The 24,715-nt window shown below is 47.7% G+C and carries 25 protein-coding genes; 16 read left to right on the forward strand and 9 right to left on the reverse strand.

What is annotated here, in order from left to right; translation table 11 throughout:
- Positions 1–21 precede the first annotated feature (21 nt).
- Entirely contained in the window at positions 22–243 is a 222-nt protein-coding gene (locus tag L6468_RS00980; RefSeq protein ID WP_237794380.1) for a DUF2188 domain-containing protein, read from the reverse strand.
- A 108-nt stretch (positions 244–351) separates the two neighbouring features.
- Complete coding sequence (locus L6468_RS00985; protein WP_237794382.1) at positions 352–657, reverse strand: HNH endonuclease signature motif containing protein; 306 nt, start codon at positions 655–657, stop codon at positions 352–354.
- Between the two features lie 320 nt (positions 658–977).
- Between L6468_RS00985 and L6468_RS00990 the strand changes: the two genes are divergently transcribed.
- The 8 genes from L6468_RS00990 to L6468_RS01020 all read left to right on the forward strand — a co-directional run bounded on the left by L6468_RS00990 (position 978) and on the right by L6468_RS01020 (position 8,915).
- Positions 978–2,315, forward strand: coding sequence for an AAA family ATPase (locus L6468_RS00990; protein ID WP_237794384.1), 1,338 nt, complete (start codon positions 978–980; stop codon positions 2,313–2,315).
- A gap of 396 nt (positions 2,316–2,711) precedes the next feature.
- On the forward strand, positions 2,712–4,193 hold the full coding sequence (locus L6468_RS00995; RefSeq protein ID WP_237794386.1) for an RNA-binding domain-containing protein: 1,482 nt from the start codon (positions 2,712–2,714) through the stop codon (positions 4,191–4,193).
- Between the two features lie 61 nt (positions 4,194–4,254).
- Positions 4,255–4,485, forward strand: a complete 231-nt coding sequence (locus tag L6468_RS01000; protein WP_237794388.1) for a hypothetical protein — start codon at positions 4,255–4,257, stop codon at positions 4,483–4,485.
- A gap of 329 nt (positions 4,486–4,814) precedes the next feature.
- Positions 4,815–5,105: a DUF7724 family protein gene (locus L6468_RS01005; protein ID WP_237794389.1), complete on the forward strand. Its 291-nt coding sequence runs from the start codon at positions 4,815–4,817 to the stop codon at positions 5,103–5,105.
- A 116-nt stretch (positions 5,106–5,221) separates the two neighbouring features.
- The gene (locus L6468_RS14790) at positions 5,222–5,431 is read left to right on the forward strand and encodes a Helicase associated domain protein (RefSeq protein ID WP_489146329.1); all 210 of its coding nucleotides are present in this window, start codon (positions 5,222–5,224) and stop codon (positions 5,429–5,431) included.
- Positions 5,432–5,594: 163 nt separating this feature from the next.
- Entirely contained in the window at positions 5,595–6,860 is a 1,266-nt protein-coding gene (locus L6468_RS01010; protein ID WP_237794391.1) for an ATP-binding protein, read from the forward strand.
- A 323-nt stretch (positions 6,861–7,183) separates the two neighbouring features.
- Positions 7,184–7,414 carry a helicase associated domain-containing protein gene (locus tag L6468_RS01015; protein ID WP_143005658.1) on the forward strand — a complete coding sequence of 77 codons (231 nt, stop codon included), beginning with the start codon at positions 7,184–7,186 and terminating at the stop codon, positions 7,412–7,414.
- A gap of 184 nt (positions 7,415–7,598) precedes the next feature.
- Positions 7,599–8,915 (forward strand): Fic family protein, encoded by a 1,317-nt coding sequence (locus L6468_RS01020; RefSeq protein ID WP_431356499.1) that lies wholly within the window; start codon positions 7,599–7,601, stop codon positions 8,913–8,915.
- Positions 8,916–9,077: 162 nt separating this feature from the next.
- Here L6468_RS01020 and L6468_RS01025 read toward each other — a convergent pair whose 3' ends face one another.
- Together L6468_RS01025 and L6468_RS01030 are read right to left on the reverse strand one after the other, a co-directional pair.
- On the reverse strand, positions 9,078–10,139 hold the full coding sequence (locus L6468_RS01025) for an NAD-dependent epimerase/dehydratase family protein (protein ID WP_091816613.1): 1,062 nt from the start codon (positions 10,137–10,139) through the stop codon (positions 9,078–9,080).
- A gap of 12 nt (positions 10,140–10,151) precedes the next feature.
- Positions 10,152–11,330, reverse strand: a complete 1,179-nt coding sequence (locus tag L6468_RS01030) for a GHMP family kinase ATP-binding protein (RefSeq protein ID WP_237794393.1) — start codon at positions 11,328–11,330, stop codon at positions 10,152–10,154.
- Between the two features lie 147 nt (positions 11,331–11,477).
- Between L6468_RS01030 and L6468_RS01035 the strand changes: the two genes are divergently transcribed.
- From L6468_RS01035 to L6468_RS01065, 7 genes are all read left to right on the forward strand, one after another.
- Positions 11,478–12,215 carry a nucleotidyltransferase family protein gene (locus L6468_RS01035; RefSeq protein ID WP_237794395.1) on the forward strand — a complete coding sequence of 246 codons (738 nt, stop codon included), beginning with the start codon at positions 11,478–11,480 and terminating at the stop codon, positions 12,213–12,215.
- 813 nt (positions 12,216–13,028) lie between these two features.
- On the forward strand, positions 13,029–13,280 hold the full coding sequence (locus L6468_RS01040; protein ID WP_237794397.1) for a DUF2971 domain-containing protein: 252 nt from the start codon (positions 13,029–13,031) through the stop codon (positions 13,278–13,280).
- A gap of 319 nt (positions 13,281–13,599) precedes the next feature.
- Positions 13,600–14,184 carry a superoxide dismutase gene (locus tag L6468_RS01045; RefSeq protein WP_237794399.1) on the forward strand — a complete coding sequence of 195 codons (585 nt, stop codon included), beginning with the start codon at positions 13,600–13,602 and terminating at the stop codon, positions 14,182–14,184.
- 17 nt (positions 14,185–14,201) lie between these two features.
- Positions 14,202–14,513 carry an MGMT family protein gene (locus tag L6468_RS01050; protein WP_091851285.1) on the forward strand — a complete coding sequence of 104 codons (312 nt, stop codon included), beginning with the start codon at positions 14,202–14,204 and terminating at the stop codon, positions 14,511–14,513.
- Positions 14,514–14,683: 170 nt separating this feature from the next.
- Entirely contained in the window at positions 14,684–16,117 is a 1,434-nt protein-coding gene (locus L6468_RS01055; protein WP_237794401.1) for an ATP-binding protein, read from the forward strand.
- A gap of 33 nt (positions 16,118–16,150) precedes the next feature.
- Positions 16,151–16,951 carry a DNA alkylation repair protein gene (locus tag L6468_RS01060; RefSeq protein ID WP_237794403.1) on the forward strand — a complete coding sequence of 267 codons (801 nt, stop codon included), beginning with the start codon at positions 16,151–16,153 and terminating at the stop codon, positions 16,949–16,951.
- Between the two features lie 3 nt (positions 16,952–16,954).
- Entirely contained in the window at positions 16,955–17,635 is a 681-nt protein-coding gene (locus L6468_RS01065) for a uracil-DNA glycosylase family protein (RefSeq protein ID WP_237794405.1), read from the forward strand.
- Between the two features lie 65 nt (positions 17,636–17,700).
- Here L6468_RS01065 and L6468_RS01070 read toward each other — a convergent pair whose 3' ends face one another.
- Positions 17,701–17,976 carry a TIGR03905 family TSCPD domain-containing protein gene (locus L6468_RS01070; RefSeq protein ID WP_237794407.1) on the reverse strand — a complete coding sequence of 92 codons (276 nt, stop codon included), beginning with the start codon at positions 17,974–17,976 and terminating at the stop codon, positions 17,701–17,703.
- A 154-nt stretch (positions 17,977–18,130) separates the two neighbouring features.
- On the opposite strand from L6468_RS01070, the gene L6468_RS01075 reads away from it, so the two are divergent.
- On the forward strand, positions 18,131–19,300 hold the full coding sequence (locus L6468_RS01075; RefSeq protein WP_237794408.1) for an FprA family A-type flavoprotein: 1,170 nt from the start codon (positions 18,131–18,133) through the stop codon (positions 19,298–19,300).
- Here the strand turns inward: L6468_RS01075 and L6468_RS01080 are convergent.
- The 4 genes from L6468_RS01080 to L6468_RS01095 all read right to left on the reverse strand — a co-directional run bounded on the left by L6468_RS01080 (position 19,297) and on the right by L6468_RS01095 (position 24,659).
- Complete coding sequence (locus L6468_RS01080; protein ID WP_237794409.1) at positions 19,297–20,178, reverse strand: FimB/Mfa2 family fimbrial subunit; 882 nt, start codon at positions 20,176–20,178, stop codon at positions 19,297–19,299. The genes L6468_RS01075 and L6468_RS01080 overlap by 4 nt on opposite strands.
- A gap of 8 nt (positions 20,179–20,186) precedes the next feature.
- Positions 20,187–21,494, reverse strand: a complete 1,308-nt coding sequence (locus tag L6468_RS01085) for a FimB/Mfa2 family fimbrial subunit (RefSeq protein WP_237794410.1) — start codon at positions 21,492–21,494, stop codon at positions 20,187–20,189.
- A 159-nt stretch (positions 21,495–21,653) separates the two neighbouring features.
- Positions 21,654–22,442 (reverse strand): Cof-type HAD-IIB family hydrolase, encoded by a 789-nt coding sequence (locus L6468_RS01090; RefSeq protein ID WP_091851269.1) that lies wholly within the window; start codon positions 22,440–22,442, stop codon positions 21,654–21,656.
- Positions 22,443–24,659 carry a helix-turn-helix domain-containing protein gene (locus tag L6468_RS01095; RefSeq protein WP_237794411.1) on the reverse strand — a complete coding sequence of 739 codons (2,217 nt, stop codon included), beginning with the start codon at positions 24,657–24,659 and terminating at the stop codon, positions 22,443–22,445.
- Between the last annotated feature and the right edge of the window lie 56 nt (positions 24,660–24,715).

The following is a 24,715-nucleotide window of genomic DNA, read 5'->3' on the forward strand; positions in this document are numbered from 1 at the left end:
AAAATATTGGCAACAACCACATTAGCCCTTGGGGGGATAAGGGTCGTTTCCATAACTTCTTTTGTCGCGGATATGTCCGTCCATTGCATGAATGGTCAGTTCCTTGCCTTGATTAATCGCAATCTGCCTTCCGCGTTCAATAGCTTGGTACTGATGATCGAAGACACCTGAACTGCGAGTGCAGCCATCTTGCTTCAACTTCCAGACATTTCCGTTTCTTACTACGTGAATCTGATTTCCCATAGCGGTAACGAAATTAAGTTGTAAAAATTTAAAATAAGTATCTGAGCTCGAAGCTCGCACGAGTGGGTTCATTTCATGCATCAATTGCAAATACTCTGAACAAAGGAATTAACCAACCTTCTTATAGTTTTGATTACCGTAAGAGTAAATTGGGCATGTGAGGGGGCCGTCTTGACGAGATGCATTGTTGTACCACTGCAGAGGACGAAGATTCCAGATATAATCTGATCCTCCTTTAGCTTCAGGAACGATATGGTCTACTTCCCAACCATAAATGCTGTTTCTGTTGCCATACAGCGATTTGCAAATCCAAGCGCCGCAGTCATCTTTGCGCCACTCTGCTGGATTGTAACCAGCTACTACGTGGCCTTTTTGCCAAACGGTTTCAACGGTTTCATCAGAAAATGTTGCCATTGTTTTTACTAGATTAAAGTTGTCAAAAATTTAATTAACATAGCTGAGCTCTAAGCTCGCACGAGAGTAGTCAGCCCTATACAGTTTGCCCCTGTTGGGGCTGACGAAATCCTTATCAAAAATAACCGTAGTCATTATCCTAAATCCAATGTAGTGGTTGGTGACATGGTTAACGGGGGCAAAGATATGAATTATCAGTGAAATAACCAAACTTATTATGAGAAATTTTGGATTTCATATACAAAATGTATATTCAAATGCTTAAAATTTGGTGCTTCTGCTTAAATTTACTACCTTTGCATCCAAAAATTGTATAAGATATGATAGAGAAGATATGCATAACAAACTATCTCTCCATTAAAGAAAAGATGGAGTTTTCTTTTGTTAGTTCAAGGGAAAAAGAAAAGTTTGATGGCAAAACTACGTGGTATGAACAGTGTGGTGATAAGAAGCTTGCTAAGTTAGTATTTGTTCTTGGTAATAATGCTGCTGGTAAGACAAACTTTATTAATGCTGTTCGTACAATGAGAACGCTTGTTATCTCAAAACCTTCGGAAAGAGATGACTCGTTGGAATATATGCCCTTTATGCTTGATAAAGAATCAAGGTATAAGCCAACGACATTTGATATTGTTTATTTTACTGAAGATACCAGGTATCTTTATAGTATTACATATAATGAAACAGTAATATTAGAAGAATCCTTAAAGCAATCAAGAAGGACTCGTGAGATACCAATATACCTAAGGAGATACGACAAAGATAGAGGTTTGTCGATTGTTGAGTTTGCGCCTGACTGTGGTCTTTCTGCGTCAGAGAGGATTGATTTGCAGCGTCAGACGACGACTAATACTTCTGTTTTGTCATCGTTTTGGGGCATGAACTTAAATAGTAAAGCCTTAAGCGATAGTTATCTTTTCTTCAGAGATAAAATAGGCATGAATGTAGCCCAGGATGAAAATCTTGCTGATATATTGTCGAAGGGGACAAAAATAGAACAGAAAAGGCTCAAAAATGATCTTCTAATGTTTCTGAACATAATAAATTCTAATATTACTGACTATAAAATAACTGAGCATAGATGGAAGTCTCCTAGGCCTATGGCAAGGTTTGGAAGAATGGATATGGGCGAGATGACACCTGATATGTTTGTTATGGAAGAGCGAGTCATACGAACAATAACATTTTATCATCAAACAGAAAGTGGTGAATACCCTCTAGAGGAGGACCTCGAATCTGACGGAACGATAGCGTTGATAAGATTAATTGCAATGACGCAGACGCTAATTAATAATGGTATGACCGTGTTCTTAGATGAGCAACCGGCCGGTATTCATGAGCAGGCTTTGAAATATATGATCTCATGCTACTTGTGCTTGGCCACTGATTGTCAGCTGGTTGTTGCTGGGCAAGATACATCTTTTTTGTCATATAAGAAGTTACGTAGGGATTCCATTCGTGTTTTCAAGAAAGATAACGATGGTAATACTTATTTGTTTAAGGATGCTGATAATAAAATGTTTATGAGCAATACAAATGTACGTAATTTCGTGTTTGGCAATTCCGATATATTCCAAATTGCTGATGAATCAGATATTGAGTTTCTTTTTGAGACGCTTAAAATGATGTATTACCGAAAAAAAGGAAAAAACGGATGAACTATCCTGCCGGATGATAATCGGGAAGACACCGCTTTATGGTGATGACAATGTGCCTGCAAGGCTCTTTGACATCAGGGCCTGCGGGTGGGGGATATAAGCAATGTCCCAACCAATTATGAAAGAAATCAATAATACAATTACAAAGAGATCAGGGGACGGTTCTGAAGTGAACCCAGAAAGTTGGACACAACTGAAAGGTTCAAATGAAAAAAGAATTTAGTTTAGAAGAAAAGATGCCCGCAATTGTGTTTGTTCCCGTCCCGGTGGTTTCCGAAATTTACGGAATTAGGGATTCACGGAGATAGAGGCAGGTGGTAAGGAATACTTACGGACTGATGGATACAAAAAAATGGATGTCACAGATTGTGATACCCTATTGAAAGAGGATACGATATGACAATAGAAGATATACAGAAATCGACGGAGTTTCAGACTCTGATTGCTGAATGTACGGCATACGACTATAAGGAATCTCTGGAGGAGAAGAAACCTAAGAGTTGGCTGAAGAGCGTGAGTGCTTTTGCAAATACCATGGGCGGTTCGTTGTTCTTTGGAGTGGATAATGATGGCAACGTTAAGGGGCTGGATGATATTCAGCACGTGACAGAAACCATCAGCATGAAGATCAGAGATTATATGGATCCGCTGCCGGATGTGGAGATGATTCCGTTGGAACAGGAGGGAATGCATGTTCTCCAGCTGAAGGTGAAGGAGGGCTTGTACACTCCGTATTATTACGTTGGTGACGGTCAGCGTGTGGCTTTTGTGCGCAATGGCGACGAGAGTCTACCGGCAACAGCAGAGCAGATGGTGAGACTGGTGCTGAAAGGTACGAACAGAACGTATGACTCGTTACGTACGGATAAAAGGGTGGAGGATTATTCGTTTGCCATCCTGGCAAATACCTTCAAGGAACGTGTTCAGCAGGATTGGGACAAAAAGTATCTGCTATCGTTTGGACTGATAACGGATGATGGCTATTTGACCAATGCGGGTGCACTGTTTGCAGATGACTGCTGGCTGAGTCAGTCGCGACTGTATTGTACACGGTGGTATGGTCTGGAGAAAAGTGATGCCATCAATGATGCGGAGTATAAGGGGAATATCCTTTTGTTGCTACGTGAGGCGATGAACTTTGTGAAATCGAACACCAAGAAAGGGTGGGAGAAGCTGCCTGACGGCAGGAAGAACAAACCCGAGTATGCAGAAAGAGCCGTATTGGAGGCTATGGTGAACCATTTCATTCACAGGGACTATACCGTGATGGGCGGTGAGGTGCATCTGGACATCTATGATGACAGGATTGCTGTAACCTCGCCAGGCGGTATGTATAGCGGTCAACAGGTGCAGGATGTTCCGCTGGAGGATATTTCGTCGTTGAGGCGAAACCCTGTGCTGGCAGACGTGATGGCGCAACTGGATTATATGGAGAAGCGTGGTAGCGGCTTGAAGCGCATCTGCAACGAAACAAAGGCACTGGAGGCGTATAAGGATGACAGACGGCCTGTGTTCAAGTCTTCGCCTAGTCAGTTTATGACGATTATTTACTCTGTTGATTATAAAGATGCAGGTCAAGTAGCAGGTCAAGATACAGGTAATGTTACTAAGCAGTCACTAAGTTGGGACCAAGTTGGGACTAAGTTGGGACTAAGTAGGGACCAAGTTGAAAAGTTGCTTTTGAGCGCAATTCAGGCAACTTCTGCTGCTGAGATTAGGCAGGTCATGAATATGACGAATGCTACAAAATTCAAGAGAAATTATATAGACCCTCTCTTGGAACTGAGAATACTTGCCATGACACAACCAGACTCGCCTAAGAGTCCTACCCAGAAGTATTATCTTACAGAGTTGGGTAAGCAATTAATTAAGAAATGAAACCGTTACATCTATAGGATGGGGGTGGTGAGCAAGAAAGTGATTGCATGAAGTAAGATGTATGACGCAAGAAGAAAGGTGGAACGTGCGCTATCAGAAGGTGATGGAATTTTTAGCGAAGAACCATAGAAATCCGTCACGTCACCGTTTAGAGGAGCATGATATGCTGAACTGGCTGAAGGCCAATAGAAAGGCTCTTAATGCGGGGAAGATGAGGCCTGAGAGGGTGGAGGCTTTCGGGAGACTGATGGCTTTGATGGAGGAGTATAAACGGAAGAATCAGTATGAATAGGATAGGGAAAGTCAGCAGATGGGCTGGCTTTTCTTGGTTTATATGGGGCACGTGGAGAGAGTAAGGCGCACAGATTACGCTGATGGCACAGATATGCTCGCGCTAAAGCGTGAGAGGGGTCGCGATGCTCAAAATTCTAAGAAAATCAATTTAGAAAATTATAAGGACCTAAAGGTCTGGAAATGGATGGAGTCACCTAAAGGTGAGTAACCGAGTTCTACTCGCTTCGCTCGTCGAAGAAATTCATACAAATCGTGACAAATCATACAAAATATTTGCTTTTTTGCTCGTTAAATCGTATATTTGCACCGAAGAATAATTGGTTTTAGATGAACAATTGCAAGAATTCAAATACAAAGGATGAGGCTATCCTCAGTAGTGCAGATGGCTTTACCGCCTTTAGCTTTGGCGGCTACAACATCCGTTTCCGGGCGCCATATAGCTTGGAAAGGTATGTCGATGTCGTTAAGTGGGACGATGGCTATCTGGTAGTGCTGGCCAAGTACAGCCACAACGCTGAGCCCGAGGAGGAGTATATCGATCTAAAACCTATTCTTGAGGGATTGTATATCGACTCTGCCTCTTTTTTGAAATCCATAAAAAGTGTACGAATAGCTTAAGGACCGGGGGGACGGGTATGGTTCATGGTTCAGGGTTCATGGTTCTTCGACGAGCGAAGCGACAGAGTCGAGCGCATGGTTAAGGGTTCATGGTTATGACCCAAGATGAAAAGTGGATGCTAAAGTATAACGAGGTAGTCGTTTTTATAGAGACTAACCATAGAAATCCGTCACGTCACCGTTTAGAAGAGCATGATATGCTTAACTGGGTTAAGCAGCAAAGAAAATTGAAAAATAAGGGAGAACTGAAGACGGAGAGAGCGGAGATGTTGGAAAGGCTGTTGTCTTTGTGGGAGGAGTATAAGAGGGTGAATCAATACGTTTAGTTTACTGTTTACTGTTTACCGTTGAGAGGTTAGGAAAAGCTACGGCTAAATATGATGATTGGCCGTGTTATTTGAAAAAACGAAGTTAAAATTGAAAATCTTGGGAATTTTTGATTGAAAATCTTGGGAATTTTGTATCTTTGCACCGTCAAACTGATATAAAATGTATTACGAAAGACTTATAGAAGAGCAGATTGCGCTGAAATTGAGGACTTCAGGAGCGGTGGTTGTTGCGGGACCAAAGTTCTGCGGCAAGACTACTACGTGCATGCTGTACCAGAAGAGTTTCGTGAAACTGAACACGAAACAAGCTATTGCTATGGCCAGGATGAACCCGAAGGCAGTGCTGGTAGGGGAGAATCCAAGGCTGATAGACGAATGGCAGAAGGCTCCGGACATCTGGAATCAGGTGAAGGATGACCTGGACTTTAACTATGAGTTTGGGAAATACATTCTGACAGGCAGCAGCACGCCTGCTGACAAGACTGAAGTACATCATAGTGGTGCAGGCAGGATTGCTCCGCTGAATATGCGCCCCATGACACTATGGGAATCAAAGGAGTCGAAAGGAACGGTATCGTTGAAAGATCTGTTTGAGGGTGGTGAGAACTTCCCGTGGGACATGAACCAAGACTTTACACTGGAAGATGTGGCATTCCTGCTTTGCAGAGGCGGTTGGCCCATTGCGGTATTGGCGCCCCGTGACATTGCCTTGGAGATAACCAAGAACTACTATAACGGGCTATTTGTGTTTGAGGACAGTGAGAACGAGCGCTTCCGGAACAAGAAGCCCGAGGTGTTGCGTATGATTCTGAGGAGTTATGCAAGGAATATATCATCAGAGGCTGCTGTATCTACAATCATCAGTGATATCCGCCAGAGCAATGAGCGTACGATGGATACCAAGACGTATGATGATTATATGGAGGCGCTGAAAGACCTGTATATCATTGAGGATATGGAGGCTTGGAATCCGAATATTCGGTCAAAGACTTCGATAAGGAGTACACCGACGAGACATTTTGTGGATACCTCTATTGCTTGTAGAAGCTTGGGTGTGAGTCCTGGTGACTTGATGAATGACTTAGAGAGTTTTGGACTGTTCTTTGAGGATTTTGCCGTGAGAGACCTGAGGGTTTATGCTGACAGGCTGGGCGGAGTGGTAAAACACTACAGGGACAATGCCGGCCTGGAGTGTGACGCAGTGGTGCATCTGGAAGATGGCCGCTGGGGTGGTATTGAGATTAAGCTGGGCGGCGATGACCTGATAAATGATGGTGCAGAGTCGCTGAAAAAACTGCGAGACAAGATAGTGGAGAAGAGTGACGAGAAGGCTCCGTCGTTCCTACTGGTGCTGACTGCCGTGGGTGGTGCATACAAGCGAGAGGACGGGGTGTTTGTGGCTCCGATTAATTTGTTGAGGCCGTAAGGATTATTAGCTATTAATGATGAACAAAGAGAAACCGGTTTTCGGAACGACAGAGTGAGGATGCCTCAAATTTGAATTATATTAAAGGCTGTAGCAATGATTGTAAGTATTGCTTCAGTAAAGAAATGGCTATCCGTTTCAAGAGGAAAACGCTGGAGAACTGGAAAGAGGGAAGGACCGGGGGGACGGGTACCTGTTTCACGAATAATAGGAGTCTGCAATAATCAATAGTTGAGAATGCCAAGGCAACTTATGGTTCATGGTTAAGGGTTCTTCGACGAGCGAAGCGACAGAGTCGAGCGCATGGTTAATGGTTCACGGTTATGACGCAAGATGAAAAGTGGATGCTAAAGTATAACGAGGTAGTCGTTTTTATAGAGACTAACCATAGAAATCCGTCACGTCACCGTTTAGAGGAGCATGATATGCTGAACTGGGTGAAGGCGAATAGGAAGGTGATGAATGCGGGGAAGATGAGGCCTGAGAGGGTGGAGGCTTTCGGGAGACTGATGGCGCTGATGGAGGAGTATAAACGGAAGAATCAATATGAATAGGATATGGAAAGTCAGCCGATGGGCTGGCTTTTCTTGGTTTATATAAATTACTATCAATTTTATTCTGTATTTGAGAGATTTAGTTGTTATATAATGTTAAATATATAAGGCGATTCTTTCTAATTCTTTCCAATCCTTGCAAGATTGGAAAGTTTTTTCTATTTTTGCTGCAAAAATTTTATATATGAGTATAATAGAACCCCCTCCCCAAATAGATGATCAGGAGTTGTTCGATTCTGTAGTCAATCCTCCCCATGAAGATGTTGCAGCATTGGTGGATAAGATAAATGAGGAATATGAGTATTGGGATACTATTAAGTACAAAAAGAGTACAGAAAAGTGTTCTTCTGAGAAGTTGTGGGCTTATGTAAAGGTCTCTAGAATGAGGAATATGATTAGTGTGTGGCCTCAATTCAATATGTTTCTAGGTGTTACTAACCAAATGCAACGTATATGTCATGAGCTTGACATGAACTTTGGGGGTTCGTGGGGTACGAGTTCCATAATTTCTGGAGACTGCAAAGAGAGATACTTGGTCAGTTCGTTGATGGAAGAGGCAATATTCTCTAGCCAGATGGAAGGGGCTGCTACTACCAGACAGGTGGCTAAGGAAATGCTTCGTAAGAAGATGACTCCAAAGGATAAGTCGCAACAGATGATAGCCAACAATTATCAGACAATCCAGTTCGTTGTTCAGAATCAAGATACACCTTTGACTGTAGAACTATTACAACGCATTCATCGTCTGATGACTGAAAAAACATTAGATAATCCTGAGGATGCGGGACGATTCCGTTCGAACGACGATGTGGTGGTAGAAAACGGTATTACCCACGAAATAGTGCATCGTCCACCTTCATACACAGAGATACCTTCTTTTGTAAAAGACCTGTGTAGATTCTTTAATGATGAGAAACCAAAGGTCTTTATCCATCCGATTATCCGAGGGATTATTATTCATTTTATGGTTGCTTATATGCATCCATTTGTTGATGGTAATGGAAGAACTGCTCGAGCTCTCTTCTATTGGTATATGCTGAAGCAGAAGTATTGGCTGACGGAATATCTTTCTATATCAAGGGTTATTGCAAATTCGAAGAAGTCGTATGAGAAGTCTTTCTTGTATACAGAAGCAGATGGTAATGATATGGGGTATTTCGTAACATATAATCTGAGAGTGTTAAATACCTCGTTTAAACAGTTGCAACGTTATCTGAAAAGAAAACAGGATGAAAAGAAAGCTGCAAATACGTTCCTACAATTAGGAGATATTAATGACCGACAGGCTCAGATTATTAAGATGTTTGTTGATAATCCGAAGGAAGTTATCACTGTTAAAGATATTCAAAGTAAATACTTAATTAGTGCTACGACTGCAAAGTGTGATATTATGGGGCTTGTGAATCGTGGTCTAATTGATGAGTTTGCCTTTAATAAGGTTAAGAGAGGTTATGTGAGAAGTGATAAGTTTGAAGATGCTGTCAAACCATTCTTAAAGTAATTCTTTCCAATGTTTAAAGAATTGGAAAGGATTGGAAAGGAATAGAATATTGAACGGTTCTCTGACTAAGATAGGTAAAATGGTTGAAGTGTTACAACCTTATTCAGAATATTTTGAAACACTACGGCTAATTCATCTATTAGCCGTAGTTTTTTGCTTTAGTCATTTTTTGTAGAATTGGGCGTACCACTCGGCGAAGTGGCGGAGACCTTCGCGGAGGGTGATCTTCGGGGTGAAGCCGTAGTCGCGCTCAAGGGCGGTGGCGTCGGCATAGGTAGTGGGGACGTCGCCGGGTTGCATGGGGACGAGCTGTTTGTGGGCCTCGAAGTCGAAGTCCTGGGGGAGGACGCCGGCACGGACGAGTTCTTCCTGAAGGATGGTGACGAAGTCGAGGAGGTTCTCGGGTTGGCCGCCACCGATGTTATACACGGCATAGGGTGGGATGGGGAGGCCGTCGTCGCCCTTCTTGCGCTCGGGGGCGCCTTGCATCACGCGTACGATGCCTTCTACGATGTCATCGACATAGGTGAAGTCGCGACGGCAGTTGCCGTAGTTGTAGATCTGGATGGTATCGCCCTTGAGGAGTTTGTTGGTGAAGCCGAAATAGGCCATATCGGGACGGCCGGCAGGACCATAAACGGTGAAGAAGCGTAGGCCGGTAGAGGGGATGTCGTAGAGCTTACTGTAGCAGTGGGCCATGAGCTCGTTGGACTTCTTGGTGGCTGCATAGAGGGACACGGGGTTATCTACGCGGTCGTCGGTAGAGAATGGGACTTTCTTGTTGCCGCCATAGACGCTGGAAGACGAGGCGTAAACCAAGTGCTCAACGGGGTGGTTGCGGCAGGCCTCAAGGATGTTGTAGAAGCCGATGAGATTGGACTGGATGTAGGCATCGGGGTTGGTGATGCTATAGCGGACACCTGCCTGGGCGGCGAGGTTTACCACCACATCAAAGTGGTACTGATCGAAGAGTTTATCGATCAAAGGTTTGTCGGCAATGTCGCCCTTGATAAATTGATAATTGCAACCTTCTGGTTTCAGGGCCTCCAACTCTTTGAGGCGTGATTCTTTTAACGATACATCGTAGTAATCGTTCATGTTGTCGATATTCACGATGGTAGCGCCTGAGAGGTCCTTGAAGAGGCGCTTCACAAGGTTGCTGCCAATGAAACCGGCTGCACCGGTTACAAGGATTGTTTTGTTGTTTAAATCTATTTGTTGCATAATGTTACTATTTTAATCGATAAAGCGGGCTCCGTCGTCGGGCTTAACCCAGAAGACTTGGAAGGTGCGTTCGTACTCAGGGAACTGGGCGAGGTAGCGCTCGGTGAGGACTTTCTCGATTTCTGCTTTGTGGGCAGGGTCGACCAAGGCGATGCAGGCGCCTTTGAAGCCGGCACCAGAGAAGCGACCGCCATAGACTCCGGGGAGGGAACGCATGATTTCGTAGATGGCGATGAGCTCGGGGGAGCCGCACTCGTAGTTGTGGATGCTGGACTCGCAACTGTCGAACGAGAGCTTTCCGAAGAGCTTGAGGTTGCCTGTTTCCCAGGCTGTGACACCCTGGCGCACACGACGGTATTCGCTGTAGAAGTGCTCTGCACGGCGGGCGAAGCGGGCGGGCATGGCGATGCGGGTCTTGTCGAAGGTGGCCTTGGGGATATCGCGCAGGAAGGTCTTATCGAAGGTTTTCAGGGGCTGCTCGGTATAGGCGAGCATGTTCCATGCGGCGGTCTTGCATTCGTAGACACGGAGGTTGTAATCGGAATTGACAAGGCTTCGGGTCAGACCACTGAAGAAGATTCCAATCTCAAAAGGTAATTGAGAATTGACAATTGACAATTGAGAATTTTCTGTTGATTGCTGTTGGCCGCCAAAAGGTATCAGGCGGTATTCGTTAGAATCGCAATCTAGGAACAGGAGCTGATTCTTCTTGCCCAGGGCGATACAGGCCTGGTCGAGTAGACCGTTGTTCAGTCCGATATACTCGCGCTCGGCCTCGGAAGCGATCTTTACGACCTCGAAGGGCTGGAGGGTGATATCATTGGCCTTGGCAAAAGCCATAACGTAGGCGATGAGTACTGCTGCTGATGAGCTGAGACCGCCTACGGGCAGGGAGCCCTGGATGACACCGGTGATGCCTCGCTTGAGTTCAAAGCGTTTTTTGAGGGCATATTTGGCTCCACGGGCATAGTCGCCCCAATGGCGCTCGCGCACCTGAGAGGGTGCGTCAATATCGAAGTCTACAATGCCCTCGAAGGTCTTGGATTCAAGGTGTACATGGCCGTCGTCGGCTACATCGAACCAGAGGTCGACGCCCTTGTCGATGGCGAAACCTGTGACCAGACCATGCTGGTGGTCAACATGGGCGCCCAAGGGACATACGCGGTAGGGCGAGAAAATGTGATACTGCATAGGTGATAATTATTGATTTAGATGCAAAAGTACATAATATTTCAAAAACCACAAAAAAATATCCAGTTTTTCTAGGATTAATGCTGATGTTTGGTAATTAATTCGTATCTTTGGAGCCCGTTTTATTTAAAAGAACACTGATTTACAATGAAGAATATTGTTATTGCGGCTGGTTATGCCACGAGGCTGGGTGAGTTGACAAAGAATTTCCCGAAGCCTTTGCTGAAGATAGGTGAGAACACGATTCTGGGTAGGATGCTCGATGATATAGATAAGATTCCGGAGATCACGGAACATATTATTATCTCAAATCATCGCTTCGCTCCCATTTTCGAAAGATGGCAGAAGGAAGAGGGAAGATGGCAGAAGCCCATCACGATTGTGGATGACGGGACGGAGACGAATGAGACGCGTCTAGGTGCGGTGTGTGATTTGTTGTTTGCGATGGATAAGTTGAGTATTGATGACGATATGCTGGTGGTGGCAGCGGATAACTTGCTGTTCTTCTCATTCCAGGAGTTTGTGGACTTTGCAAAGGAGAAGGGCACGAGTTGTATCATGTGTCATGAGCAGCCTTCAATAGAGAAGTTGCAGCGCACGGGTGTGGTGGAACTCGACGAAAACAATAAAGTGCTGGGCATGGAGGAGAAACCTCAGGTGCCTAAGAGTCATTGGGCTGTGCCACCATTCTACATCTATCTGAAGAAGGATTTGGACTTGGTGCGTCATTCAGTGGAGAATGGTTGCGGCAAGGATGCGCCGGGTAACCTGGCACACTATATGGTGGAGCATACGACGATGCATGCATGGCCGATGAGTGCCGGACGGTTCGACATAGGGTCATTAGACACCTATTACGAAGCGGTTGAGAAATACGGCAAGTAACGAATACGATTTCATGAAGACAATATTAGTTACAGGAAGTGCTGGATTTATCGGTTCGCGGGGATGACAGGGGACGGTACCTGTCAGAATCAGAAAAAAACAGAAATAACCCTTTTCGATGTTTGAAGCTCCTGCAGAGCTCTAGTGATAAGTGGTATGGACTTGGCTTTAAGAGCGAGCTCTTATGCCCACTCCATGCCACTTATCGCAATAACTACCGTTATTACAAGCATCGAAAAGAAAAAACAACGGCTTTGAAAGCCTGAAAAACAATTTTTCTTGAACATATAATTACCACTAATTAAACCATTAATTTCTCATTAATTGGCTCGCGCTAAAGCGTGAGTAAGATATGGTCGCCTAAAGGCTCAAAATTCTAAGAAAATCAATTAAAAAAATTATAAGGACCTAAAGGTCCGGAAATGAGGGAGTCGCTAAAGCGAGAAATCGAGTTCTACTCGCTTCGCTCGTCGAAGAAATCATACAAATTGATTCAAAATCTAACAAATTAATAGGGTTGAAAAAAAACAGAAATAACCCTTTCTGATGTTTGTAGCTCTTATCAGAGCCTGTGTGCTAAGTGGTGTGGGTGTGTCTTTAAGAACTCTTACGCCATGCCCATAACACTTATCACGTAACTGCGTTATTACAAACACCTGAAAGAAAAAACAACGGCTTTGCAAGCCTGAAAAATCATTGTAGAGTAAAATATACCTGTGATCCGCTTGGGGGCCAACCCCAAGACCCCAAAATTTAAAAAGGTAACCGCTAACTAAGTTGAAGTACTTGGTTAGCGGTTATTTGCTATCGGAAATGAATAAAAAGGTTATAGGGTTATTACTATTTGCAGATGTTTTCGTATATTTGTCAGGGAAAATATATGAAGGTTTTAATTTGCATACCATGTGGGGACTATATGCTGATAAGGGGTATGGGGCCTGTTTAGTATTTGATAAAAATAAACTGAAACTTGCTGAAGGAGATTATGCAAGAGATGTTGAATACATGGATTATGTGCTCCCTGATTATGCTTTTCGTAACAAAAGTAAGAAAGGGCTGAAATAGGAAGCTGCCAGTATTGTCTTATGAATTCGGATTAGACTGGTATGAACTATGGAGGGATGTGCCTGATGACCCTATTTGGACTGAAATGAGTGGGTTCTATATTTGACACTTGGTATATTCATTCCAAAGTGGGGGGGCAAGTAGTTTTTTTTATGAAGTATGACACACCTGAGTTTCATGCCTTGGCGGCAGAGATTGCTAATTTTAAGTAGGAGAAAATCTAAAATGTTACGTTGGAAATTCAGAAAAAATGCAAAAATGGTGGATTTCTCGCGAAAAAGTTGTATATTCGCAGCAGAAATCTAAAACTATAAGATGTATGGGAAAGTTTGAATTGATGGTGTTGCCGTATGCGATAGACGCATTGGAGCCGGTGATAAGCAAGCAGACGCTGGAGTTTCATCATGGGAAGCATCTGGCGGGGTATGTGAATAACTTGAATGCTCTTTTAGAGGGGAGCCCGTTGGCGGGATTACCCTTGGAGGAAGTCGTGTGTAAGGCCGAGGGCGGCATGCTCAATAATGCGGGGCAGATACTGAATCATAATCTGTATTTCGAACAATTTACGGGGGAGCCGACAAAGTCAGCTCCTACAGGACAATTGGCTGACGCCATTGTGCGTGACTTCGGGTCGTTTGAGGCATTCAAGGAGGCGCTTCAGAAGGCGGGCGCTACGCTGTTTGGTAGTGGCTGGGTGTGGCTATCTTCAGATAAGGATGGTAAACTCCTGATTACGCAGGAGACGAATGCGGCGAACCCGGTGCAGAAGGGGTTGAAGCCGCTGCTGACCTTCGATGTGTGGGAGCATGCGTACTATCTGGACTATCAGAACCGCAGGCCTGACCACCTGGCTGCGCTTTGGCAGATTGTGGACTGGAGCGTGATAGAGAAGCGCTACGAGTGAGGGATTATCCTGATAAAATGACGCCAGCGCAGGCGAGTAGATTTCGCGATGATGTGCTAAACATTGTCGCTCAGATTCCTTATGGCCGGGTGACCACGTACGGCCATATTGCCGCCTTGGCAGGCTGGCCGAGTCATTCGCGGATGGTAGGCCGCACATTGAGATACACCCCAGGTGCAGAATCTCTTCCTTGTCATCGGGTGGTGAATAAGGAAGGACGCACAGCACCTGGGTGGAGTCGTCAGCGCACGCTCTTAGAAGAAGAGGGCGTCCAGTTTAAGTCTAATGGGCATGTGGATATGGCGCGGCATCTGTGGGAGCCGGAGTGATTGGCTAATATCGCGTTTTTTTTGTTTTTCGTTGAAAAAAGTGCAGAAATAGTTGTTTTTTCTTTTAAGAAAGTGTATCTTTGCGGCGGAAAGTCGTTTAAAAAAGTGTAACGATTCAATAAAAAGTCGTTAAGAAAAGTGTGATATTTTTAATGTGATTCACTTGAAAAATGCTGAGAAGAAAGATTGAAAACACGCTGGAACAGTGGAAAAGTACCTCTGGGCATAAGCCTTTGGTGATTATGGGTATCCGCCAATGCGGAAAGACGTTCATCGTGCAACATTTTGCAGCCGCCCACTACAAGACGGTTGTATATATCAATTTCATCAAGCAACCTGAGCGTATCAATGCGTTTGTGGGTTCGAAAGATGTAAACGTTATACTGCTGAACCTTTCTGCTCAGATTCAGGGCGTTTCGTTCACACCTGGCGATACCTGTTTCATCTTTGATGAGATTCAGGAGTGTCCAGAAGCACGCACCTCGCTCAAGTTCTTCAAGGAAGACGGGCGTTTTGATGTGATTGCCACAGGTTCATTGTTGGGTGTTCAGGGATATGGTGACGAGAAGAAAAAGCAACGTCGCAGACTTGTGGAGCTGAAAGAGCCTGGCATTAATTCCGTACCAGTCGGCTCGGAAGATATTATAGAGATGTTTCCACTGGATTTTGAGGAATTCCTTTGGGCAAATGGTCTCAGCGAGGATGTTGTCGAGACTCTCAGGAAGTGCTATCGCGAGGAAAAACCTGTTCCTGCTGGCATTCATGTAGCAATGAAGCAATTTTTGAATTTGTATGTAACTATCGGTGGGCTACCAGAACCTATCAATGTCTTTCTCAAGACCAACAACATGAACGAGGTTAGCAAGGCTTATAAGTCGATTTTGAAAGAATATCGCGACGATATGGTGAAGTATGCTCCAGATAAAGACAAGCCGCATATCCGAGAGTGCTTCAATTCCATCCCCAAGCAGTTGGCGAAGGATAATAAGAAGTTCCAATATAACAAGGTGAAACCAGGTGGTAGAAGTGATACCTATCTGGGGTCGCTACAATGGCTGGAGGATGCAGGCATCATCTGTCGATGCTATAATACTGACATCACAGGTTTGCCAATGGAAGGAAATGCGAAGGATAATGTGTTTAAGGTCTATACGGCTGATATAGGTCTGCTTGTCGAAATGCTGGGGCCTGGTGTTCGTGCGGACATCCTTCAGGGTAATCTGGGTGGATTCAAAGGAGCAATCTATGAGAATCTGATGGCTGATACGCTGCATAAGAAGGAACAGAACCTTTATTATTTCCAGAAGGATTCTGGTATGGAATTGGATTTCCTGGTGCGGATAAATGGCGAATGTGTACCGCTTGAGGTTAAGGCAAAGACGGCGCAAGCCAAAAGCGTTAAAACTGTGTTGAACCATCCTGAGAAGTACAAGGTCAAGCACGTCATCAAGTTTGGTGATTTCAATATCGGTAGGGACGGACAGTTGCTGACACTTCCCAATTATATGCAATTCCTGCTGAATTTGGAGCCAGAAGAAATTGTCTTGGAGCCAATCGATGTGGATGCTGTAAATGCATTGGCCAGTGAGATCATAAAAGAATGATATGTCCCTTTGCAATCAAATAGCATTAATACGATGACAGCAAAGGAGATAATCGCGTATATGGAGTCGCTGAAGAATGAGGAGCAGCGACGGGTGCTCATGGGGTTCTTTAAAACGGGGCCTGGTGAGTATGGAGAGGGCGATGAGTTCCTGGGACTGAAGGTGCCGCAGACGAGGGAGGTGGTCCGGGATGTGTGGAAGGACTTTCCTTTGGACGAGGTGCCGGAGTTACTGATGTCGAAATGGCATGAGGTGAGGCTCTGCGGATTGCTGATACTGGTGGCGAAATTTGAGAGACTGGCAACTAAACGCCTTGAGAATGATGAGAAGGCTATCCGTGGGCGCGATGAAATTCTGACGATGTACCTCAAATATGCGGAACGGGCGAATAACTGGGACCTGGTGGATTTGTCTGTACATAAAATCTTGGGGCATTGGCTGTTGTTGCCGACAAATTTGGGAGACCCCCTCTCATCCCCCTGCTTAGGGGGAGGCCTACACAAAGATTATAAATTGAAGGTGCTGGATGAGCTGGCGCAGAGCCCCTGCTTGTGGAAACAGAGGATGAGCATCGTGTGCTCGTGGAAGACGTCGCAGATGGGGGACCCGTCGTGGTGTCTGAGGTATGCAGAGATTCATCTGCACCATCCGCACGACTTGATGCACAAGGCGGTGGGGTGGATGCTCAGGGAGATGGGCAAGCGATGCTCGATGGAACTCTTGCGTGAATTCCTGCGTCAGCATGCCCATGAGATGCCTCGAACGATGCTTCGCTATGCCATAGAGAAGATGCCGGAGGAGGAACGACAATACTGGATGAAAGTTGAAAGTTGAAAAGTGAAAAGTGAGAGTTGGTTGAACACGGAGCATATCAAGAGGAGTGGGGAGGGGATTGAATATCACCCGCTGATTCCTTTTCTGCCGGAGCAGGCGAAGGTGCTGTTCCTGGGCAGTTTTCCGCCACAGCGCAAGCGGTGGTGCATGGATTTCTATTACCCGAACTTTATTAATGACCACTGGCGCATTGAGGGTCAGATATTCTATGGTGATAAGAACCACTTTGTGGACCTCGAGGCGAAGCGATTTAAGATAGATGAGATCGTGGCATTCTGCGAGGAGAAGGGGCTCGCCTTCTTTGATACCTCCACGGCTATACGTCGGTTACAGGACAATGCCTCGGACAAGTTCCTGGAGGTGGTGGAGCCAACAGATATCACGGCACTCTTGAAACGGCTACCCCATCTCCGTGCCATTGTGACTACGGGCGAGAAGGCTACGGAGACGATATGCAGGACGATGGGGATAACGGAGACCCCGAAAGTGAACTCATATGTGGAGATAACGAACACGGATGGCACGGATGAAACGGATATTTTTGCGAACACGAATAGCACGAATATGACGAATGGAGGCGGTCTGCTATTATATAGACTGCCCAGCAGTTCCCGTGCCTACCCCTTGTCCTTTGACAAGAAGGTAGAGGCTTATCGTCGATTCTTTGACTTCATAAAAATTTAATTCCTAACAACTATGAATATTGGAGACAAGGCGCCCGAGATTCTGAAAGGTGACAGGGGGTAGGGTTATTCCTCTGTCAGGGGAGCCTGCTTCAGTTGTTCGAGGGCGCGGCATAACTGGTCGGGGCAGGAGGTGCCTTTGCTGCCGCAGCGGATGCCGTTGATGCGGGGGATGACATCGTCGATTTTCTGGCCACGGACCAGTTGGCTGATGCCTTGCAGGTTGCCGTTGCATCCGCCAAGGAAGAAGACTTGCTGGATAACGTCGTGCTCGTCGGCCGTTACGTCGATTAACTGTGAACAGGTGCCGTGGGTCTGGTACTGTATGTGCTTTGTTTTCATTGTAGATTCTGTTTTTTTGATGTTTAGACTGCAAATATAGCGAATCTTTTCCGAAAAATCGCCTGGAAAAGCATTTTTTCTTCTTTCAGCATGTAATATTTGGATAATTCAATTCTTATTCCTAAATTTGCAGTCGAAGAAAAAGTTTGAAACTATGCATATGATTAGTGATACAGTTAAATATATCGGTGTGGATGATCTCGACATCGATTTGTTCGAGAGTCAGTATGTGGTGCCCGAGGGCATGAGTTATAACTCTTATCTCATCGATGATGAGAAGATTGCGGTGATGGATACGGCCGACCGTAGAAAGGGTGAGGAGTGGAAAGCGAACCTGAAGGAGGCCCTGAACGGACGTCAGCCGGATTATCTGGTGGTTCACCACATGGAGCCCGACCACTCGGCACTGGTTGCCTGGATGATGGAGACGTATCCCGGTGTGCAGCTGGTGTGCAGTGCGCAGGCCGTGAAGATGCTGTCGAACTTCTTTGAGGGTGTGGATTTCACGGGTCGTGTGCTGACCGTCAAGGAGGGCGATACACTGTCGCTGGGTAAGCATACGCTGCAGTTTATCGGTGCTGCGATGGTGCACTGGCCCGAGGTGATCATGAGTTATGACACTAAGGACAAGGTGCTGTTCAGTGCTGATGGTTTTGGTAAGTTTGGCGCTCTGGTCAACGAGACCGACGACTGGGCTTGCGAGGCACGTCGCTATTATTTCAATATCTGCGGTAAGTACGGAACGCAGGTGCAGAGCGTGTTGAAGAAGGCGGCAGGTCTGGACATCCAGGCTATCTGTCCGCTGCATGGTCCTGTGCTGAAGGGTGAGGCCCTGGCTGAGGCTGTGCGCCTGTATGATATATGGAGCAAGTACGAGCCCGAGAGTGAGGGCATCCTGATAGCTTATGCCAGCATTCATGGCGGTACGGCCGCTGCTGCTGAGCGTTTTGGAGAGATACTAAGAGAGAAAGGTGCCAAGAAGGTGGTGGTGAGCGACCTGAGTCGGTCGGACATGGCCGAGGTCATTGAGGATGCGTTCCGCTATCCTACCGTTGTGGTGGCTGCTTCGAGCTATGATGCCGGTGTGTTCCCCGTGATGCACGACTTCCTGTATCACCTGCAGATCAAGAACTACCAGAAACGCAGGTTTGGTATCATAGAGAACGGCAGTTGGGCACCCACGGCCGGCAAGACCATGCGCACGATGATAGAAGCCCTGAAGGACTGTGAGATTGTGGAGCCCATGGTGACCATCCGTTCACGCATGAAGGCTGGCGATGAGGCCCTGCTGGCGCAGTTGGCCGACAGTCTGCTGAACGATTAATAGGTGAAATACAGTTCTCCCTGCCACTGGGTGTCAATATCGACGGTGGCGGAGAACGACTCAGTGGGCGTGGACTGGATGTCGGAGAAGAGGTTGCCTTTTAGCCATGTGATCTGGTTCTGATACATGTCTACGCCCATGGATTTCTCGAACAACATATTGCCACTGGCATCGTAGGCCGTCACCTTCAGGTGAAGGGAGCCTTCTGTGCTGTGCAGGAAGGTGTAGAGGTCGTATTGCGTTTGTTTCATACCGGCCTGTACATCATACTTCATGACCTGTGTGCTGTTCACGCAACCGTATCCGGTGCTGGCGTCAAACGAGCCGCTGCCGCCCTTGTATGTGAACTCCAGCTTTGCCACGCCCTCGGGGATGGCGTCGTTGACGACGAAGCGGCAGAGCGAAGTGATGCGGTGAAGAGAGAGCGAGAGTGTCTGCGACTCCGTGCCGACAACCACTTTCTTATAGTAAAGGAAGGTGTCGGTATAGCCCTGTGAGTTGTTGAACTGTATCTTCTCGGGATTCGTCATCGTGGGGTTGCCGTTACTGCTATGTGCCAGTGCCACGATGATGTAGGTGCCTTCGGCTAACTGGAACGTGGCGGTGCCGAAGTCAGCGTCGCCCAGTTTCTGGTTTGTCTGTTTGACGCGCGTTCCTGCCGTGTCGTAGATGGCGAAGTTCAGGCGATTGCACGCCTCTGACGCAGACTTCCGTGTCAGTTCTGGAAAAGGGGTATGCTCGACCTCACAGATGGTCAGGGTGAGGTTGCCCTTCTTTTCGACCGTTTCCTCCGTGTCCGTATCGGAAATGATGGGTTTCTCGCATCCCGCCAGCATCAGCAGCAGGAGGGCAAACAGTATATGGTTGAGGTATTTCATATGTTGTCTTAGTATTTGATGTCAATGACCGGACGGAGCAGCACAAAGTCGGCAAACCCCGTTGTACCGAAATGTTGTTCCTTGCCTTCCGTTGACTCTGAGCCGTAGGTCCAGTACAGAGTCCCGTCCTTCGTGGCATAGAAACTCTTTGTCATGCCCTTTCCTTCCACAAAAGCAGCCTGACTGCCCGTTGTAAAGCAGGCGGCCTCATCGAGCGTAGGCAATCGCCAACTGTTCGTTATGCCAGATGGTTTTGCCGTAGCTGCCAGTGCGGTGTTTAATGCCTCCAGCCAGACGCTGGCCTCCTCGCCTTTTGCAGGTGCTGCATATGGGACGGTTTCGGGCGACAAGAGGACGGCGGTCCTGTTGGTGGCGTCGGTAGAAACAACATAATAGCCACTGCAGAACTTGCCTGCCTCGGGTTTGGAGAAGCCCTTCTGACTATCATCAAAATCGAATGTGATTGTGCGCTTCTCGCCCCAGTCCTCCGACGTCAGGACACCTGTCAGCGTGACGCCCTGGGCCGCCTTGCAGGTACCGATGATGGCGTAGTGGTGGTTGGCAGGGAAATCCTCTGAGGCGGTGTAGGAATAGCTTGTGGTACCATCCTCGGTGGTGAACGCTATCTTGATATTGGGCATGCCCTTCGAGGGGAACAGCATCTGGTTGGGTGACGCCTTCCATGTTTTCTCATCCTCCTGTCTGTTGAGCATGATGCGGTATGACTCCGTGGGTGCTTCAGGATATTCGCCATCCAGATAAACTCCACTGTAGAGCGGGGTGAGCATGACCTCAACCTTTGTGACGCCTGAAGGCACCTGCAGGATTTCCAGTTCATCAATACAGATGACTTTGTGGGCCAATGACATATTCTGCGTCATCTCCTCACCGTCGGCTATGCTCACCGTGGCGTGTTTAATCTGCAGGTCGTCCATGGTCTTGTCTGTCATCCGCTTGATGATACTCTTGGGGGTAGCTGATTCCTGAGAGGGCAAAATAAACCGTGAGAGGTCTTCTCCTCCCACGGCATATAGGTCGTATGTACCTGCGGCCATTGTGACTGTAGCCGCGTTGCTTTCCTCGCTGGTAGAGAGCAACTGTACACATTTTCCCTTCTCATTGAAAATGTAGATTCTGCCATCCTTCACGGCATTCTCGTCGCTGGTGGCGGCACGCATGACGATGTTGAGACGGGCTGTTGTAGGAGCCTCGATGACCGTTTCTTCTTCAGTGTTTTCATCGAATACCGCTTTCTCGCATGATGCGAAGAGAACAGCGGTGCAAAGAGTAGCAATTAGCTTAAAATTTTTAATCATGATATGTGTTATCCTTTTTTGAGGCACAAAAGTACCTATTTTCAAGGAAAATCACGTGCAGATGTAAAAACCTTTAACCAAATTTTAACTTTCATTTCTCATATCTGCCAATCTAGGGGAAAAACAGATGAATTGGACCCGGAAAACGAAGGTTTTTCCTTAAATGACATGCAGGTGCCGGAGGGCATTGAGGATACCATTATCATCTACAGACGTGGTGATATAGTCGGCCTGCTGTTTCAACTCCTCAATGGCGTTGCCCATGGCCACACCGATACCCGCCTGGATGATCATGGAGGTGTCGTTGCCGCCATCACCAAAAGCAATGGTGCGACTGACGTCGAAGCCTTCGTGGCGTGCCATGGCGAGGATACCCTTGCCCTTGTCGGCCCCGTTGGCCGTGATGTCGGTAAACTCCGGATGCCAGCGGCCAGAGACGCACTGGGGCATGCGCGCCATCAGTTCCGGTTCGTAGTCGGCCGGGAAGAACGGCGTGAGCTGCAGGATATCCTGCTGGAGCACCTCGTCGAGCGGTGACGCCTTGTCGAGATTCTTCACAGCCAGCATCTGGCGGAAGATACGGTCCACGTCGCCCTTGGGGTCGAGTACGGCCACGTCCTTACGGCCCACCACAATTAGGCTGTTGCCTTTCTCCTGGCAGTCGTTCACGCATGTCAGAACATCTTCCTTGGGGATAGGCTGGCAGGTGACCAGTTCGGTGCCCACATAGCACAGTGCGCCATTGGTGGTGATATAGCCGTCGATCAGTGGTTCGATAGCCCCCAGGTTGGTAATGATGAGCGGTGGCCGGCCCGTGGCGATATACACGCGCGAACCATTGGCCTTGGCCTGTGTCAGCGCCTGGATGGTGGACTGTGGTATCTCGTGGGTCTTGAAACTCACCAGTGTACCGTCGATATCGAAGAATAGTGCGTATGTCTGTGTCATTTATGATTCCTTTTTTTGTTGCATGTGTTGCATCACCAGGCGGATTTCATCGTAGGTGATGTCGGGTGGACAGAGGTTCTTGATAGCCTTGGAGCCCTCGGTGACGCCAATCTTGGTGATGATGCGCCGGATGGTTTGCTGGTGGTCTGCCGGCACGAGGTCGTCGAAAGATACCTCACCGGATTCCACATAGCGGGTGAGGTGTCCGATGACGGTGCCCAGCGTGAGGCTCCGTGCCTTGGCGATGAGGTCGGGCTTCATGCCATCCTGATAGAGCTGGAGGGATATCTCCCAAGTCTTGGGCTTCACCTCCTTGGGGGCCTTGGAGGCCTTCGGCTTACGCTGGCGCTTGGCCTTTACGTCATCCTCGCTTAGGGCATCGAGCATCGACATCTGTTTTTCGTGCAGGTAGTTGTCGACGGAGAATCCCATCTCGGCCATCTTCTCGAGCAGATAGCGACGACTGAGGCATGCCTGCCTGAGGTCGGGCAGGGCATTGTCGAGGCGGCGCGCTGCCTGCTTGTTTTGTGTCTCTACCTTGGCACTGAGTTCGATGGGCTTGGCCAGAATCTCTCGCAACTGGTCGGAGAAATACCCGGCACTGCGCATCACACGGTCCTGGAAGTCGGCCTCGTGCAGGCCCTCGTACGGCATCGACTGGATGATCTGCTGCCATTTGCCGGCTACGTCGAGGACGCGCTGGCGCAGGTCCATCAGGGCCTGGTCGTGCAACTGTTTCAGGGAGGCATGACTGTGGTAGAAGAACTCAGCGAAGATGCGCACCATGGTCTCCTGCAGGGCAAGGACGGAGCGGAAATCGAAGAGCTGCAACAGCAGATAGCGCTCGTATTCCTGTTTGAGCAGGGGCAGCTGACAGATGCTTCGCTCAGCCTCGTACTCCTGTTGGGCAATGTATGAGTCGACCCGTTTGTCGTTGATGATGGAACGCGCCTCCAGGGGCGATGCCAGCAGCAGACCTTCGAGGGTGCGGCAGCGGCTCAGGGCCACATACACCTGTCCGGGTGCGAAACTTTGGTTGGCATCGATGATGGCGTGGTCGAAGGTCAGTCCCTGACTCTTATGGATGGTGATGGCCCAGGCCAGTCGCAGGGGCAGTTGCTTGAAGGTGCCCTGCACCTCGGCCTCAATCTCGCGTGTCTTCTCGTTCAGCGTGTAGCGGGTGTTCTCCCATTCCAGCGGTTCCACCTCGATGGCCTCGCTGTCGCCCTCGCAATAGACGGTGAGACGGTTGTCGCCGGCCTCCATCACACGTCCGATGCGACCATTATAATACCGGTGGTCGCCCGAGGGGTCGTTCTTTACGAACATCACCTGTGCGCCCTCCTTCAGGACCAGTGCCTCGGCCGTGGGATAGGAGTATTCCGGGAACGTGCCCTTGATTTCTGCGCGGTAGGTATAGGCAGGCGTGGACAGTTTCCGCAACTCAGACTCATTATAGTTGTTGGCGATATTATTGTGAGTGGTCAGTCGGATGTAACCACTCCCCTCCCTCGCAGGGAGGGGCTGGGGGGAAAGTCTGCTGTTCAGCTTTGCCAGCACCGCTTCCGACGGATGGCCGTTGCGTACCTCATTTAATATATTGATGAACGAGGCATCCTGCTGGCGATAGACATGTTCCAGCTGGATGGTGACATAGTCAATCTGCTGGAGGGCCTTCGACGCAAAGAAGTAAGGGGTGCTGTAATAAGGTTTCAGGATTCGTTCGTCCTCAGGGGTGACGACGGGCGTGAGCTGGGCCAGGTCGCCAATCATCAGCAGCTGCACGCCACCAAAGGGCTGGTCGTGTTCACGGAAACGCCGGAGCACGGCATCGATGGCGTCGAGCAGATCTGCACGTACCATCGATATCTCGTCGATAATCAACAGGTCTATCGAGGCGATGATCTTGCGTTTCTCACGACTGAAATCAAACTTGTTTTCCACCTTGGCGCCCGGTACATAGGGCGAAAAGGGCAACTGGAAGAAGGAGTGGATGGTGACGCCCCCGGCATTGATGGCTGCCACACCCGTTGGCGCCACCACGATGGGGCGCTTCCTGGAGCCTGCCATCACCTCCTTCAGGAACGTCGTCTTTCCCGTTCCCGCCTTACCAGTCAAAAAAATGCTGCGCCCCGTGTTCTCGACGAAGTCCCACGCGGTGCGCAACATACCCGACGTGTCGTCGTCGGTCCGTAGTGTTCCGTTATTTTGTTCCATCAATCAGTATCTGTCTGTTTGCGGATACAAAATTACAAAGAAATAATGAATAATGA

This window comes from Prevotella communis (genome assembly GCF_022024115.1).
Classification (GTDB): domain Bacteria; phylum Bacteroidota; class Bacteroidia; order Bacteroidales; family Bacteroidaceae; genus Prevotella; species Prevotella communis.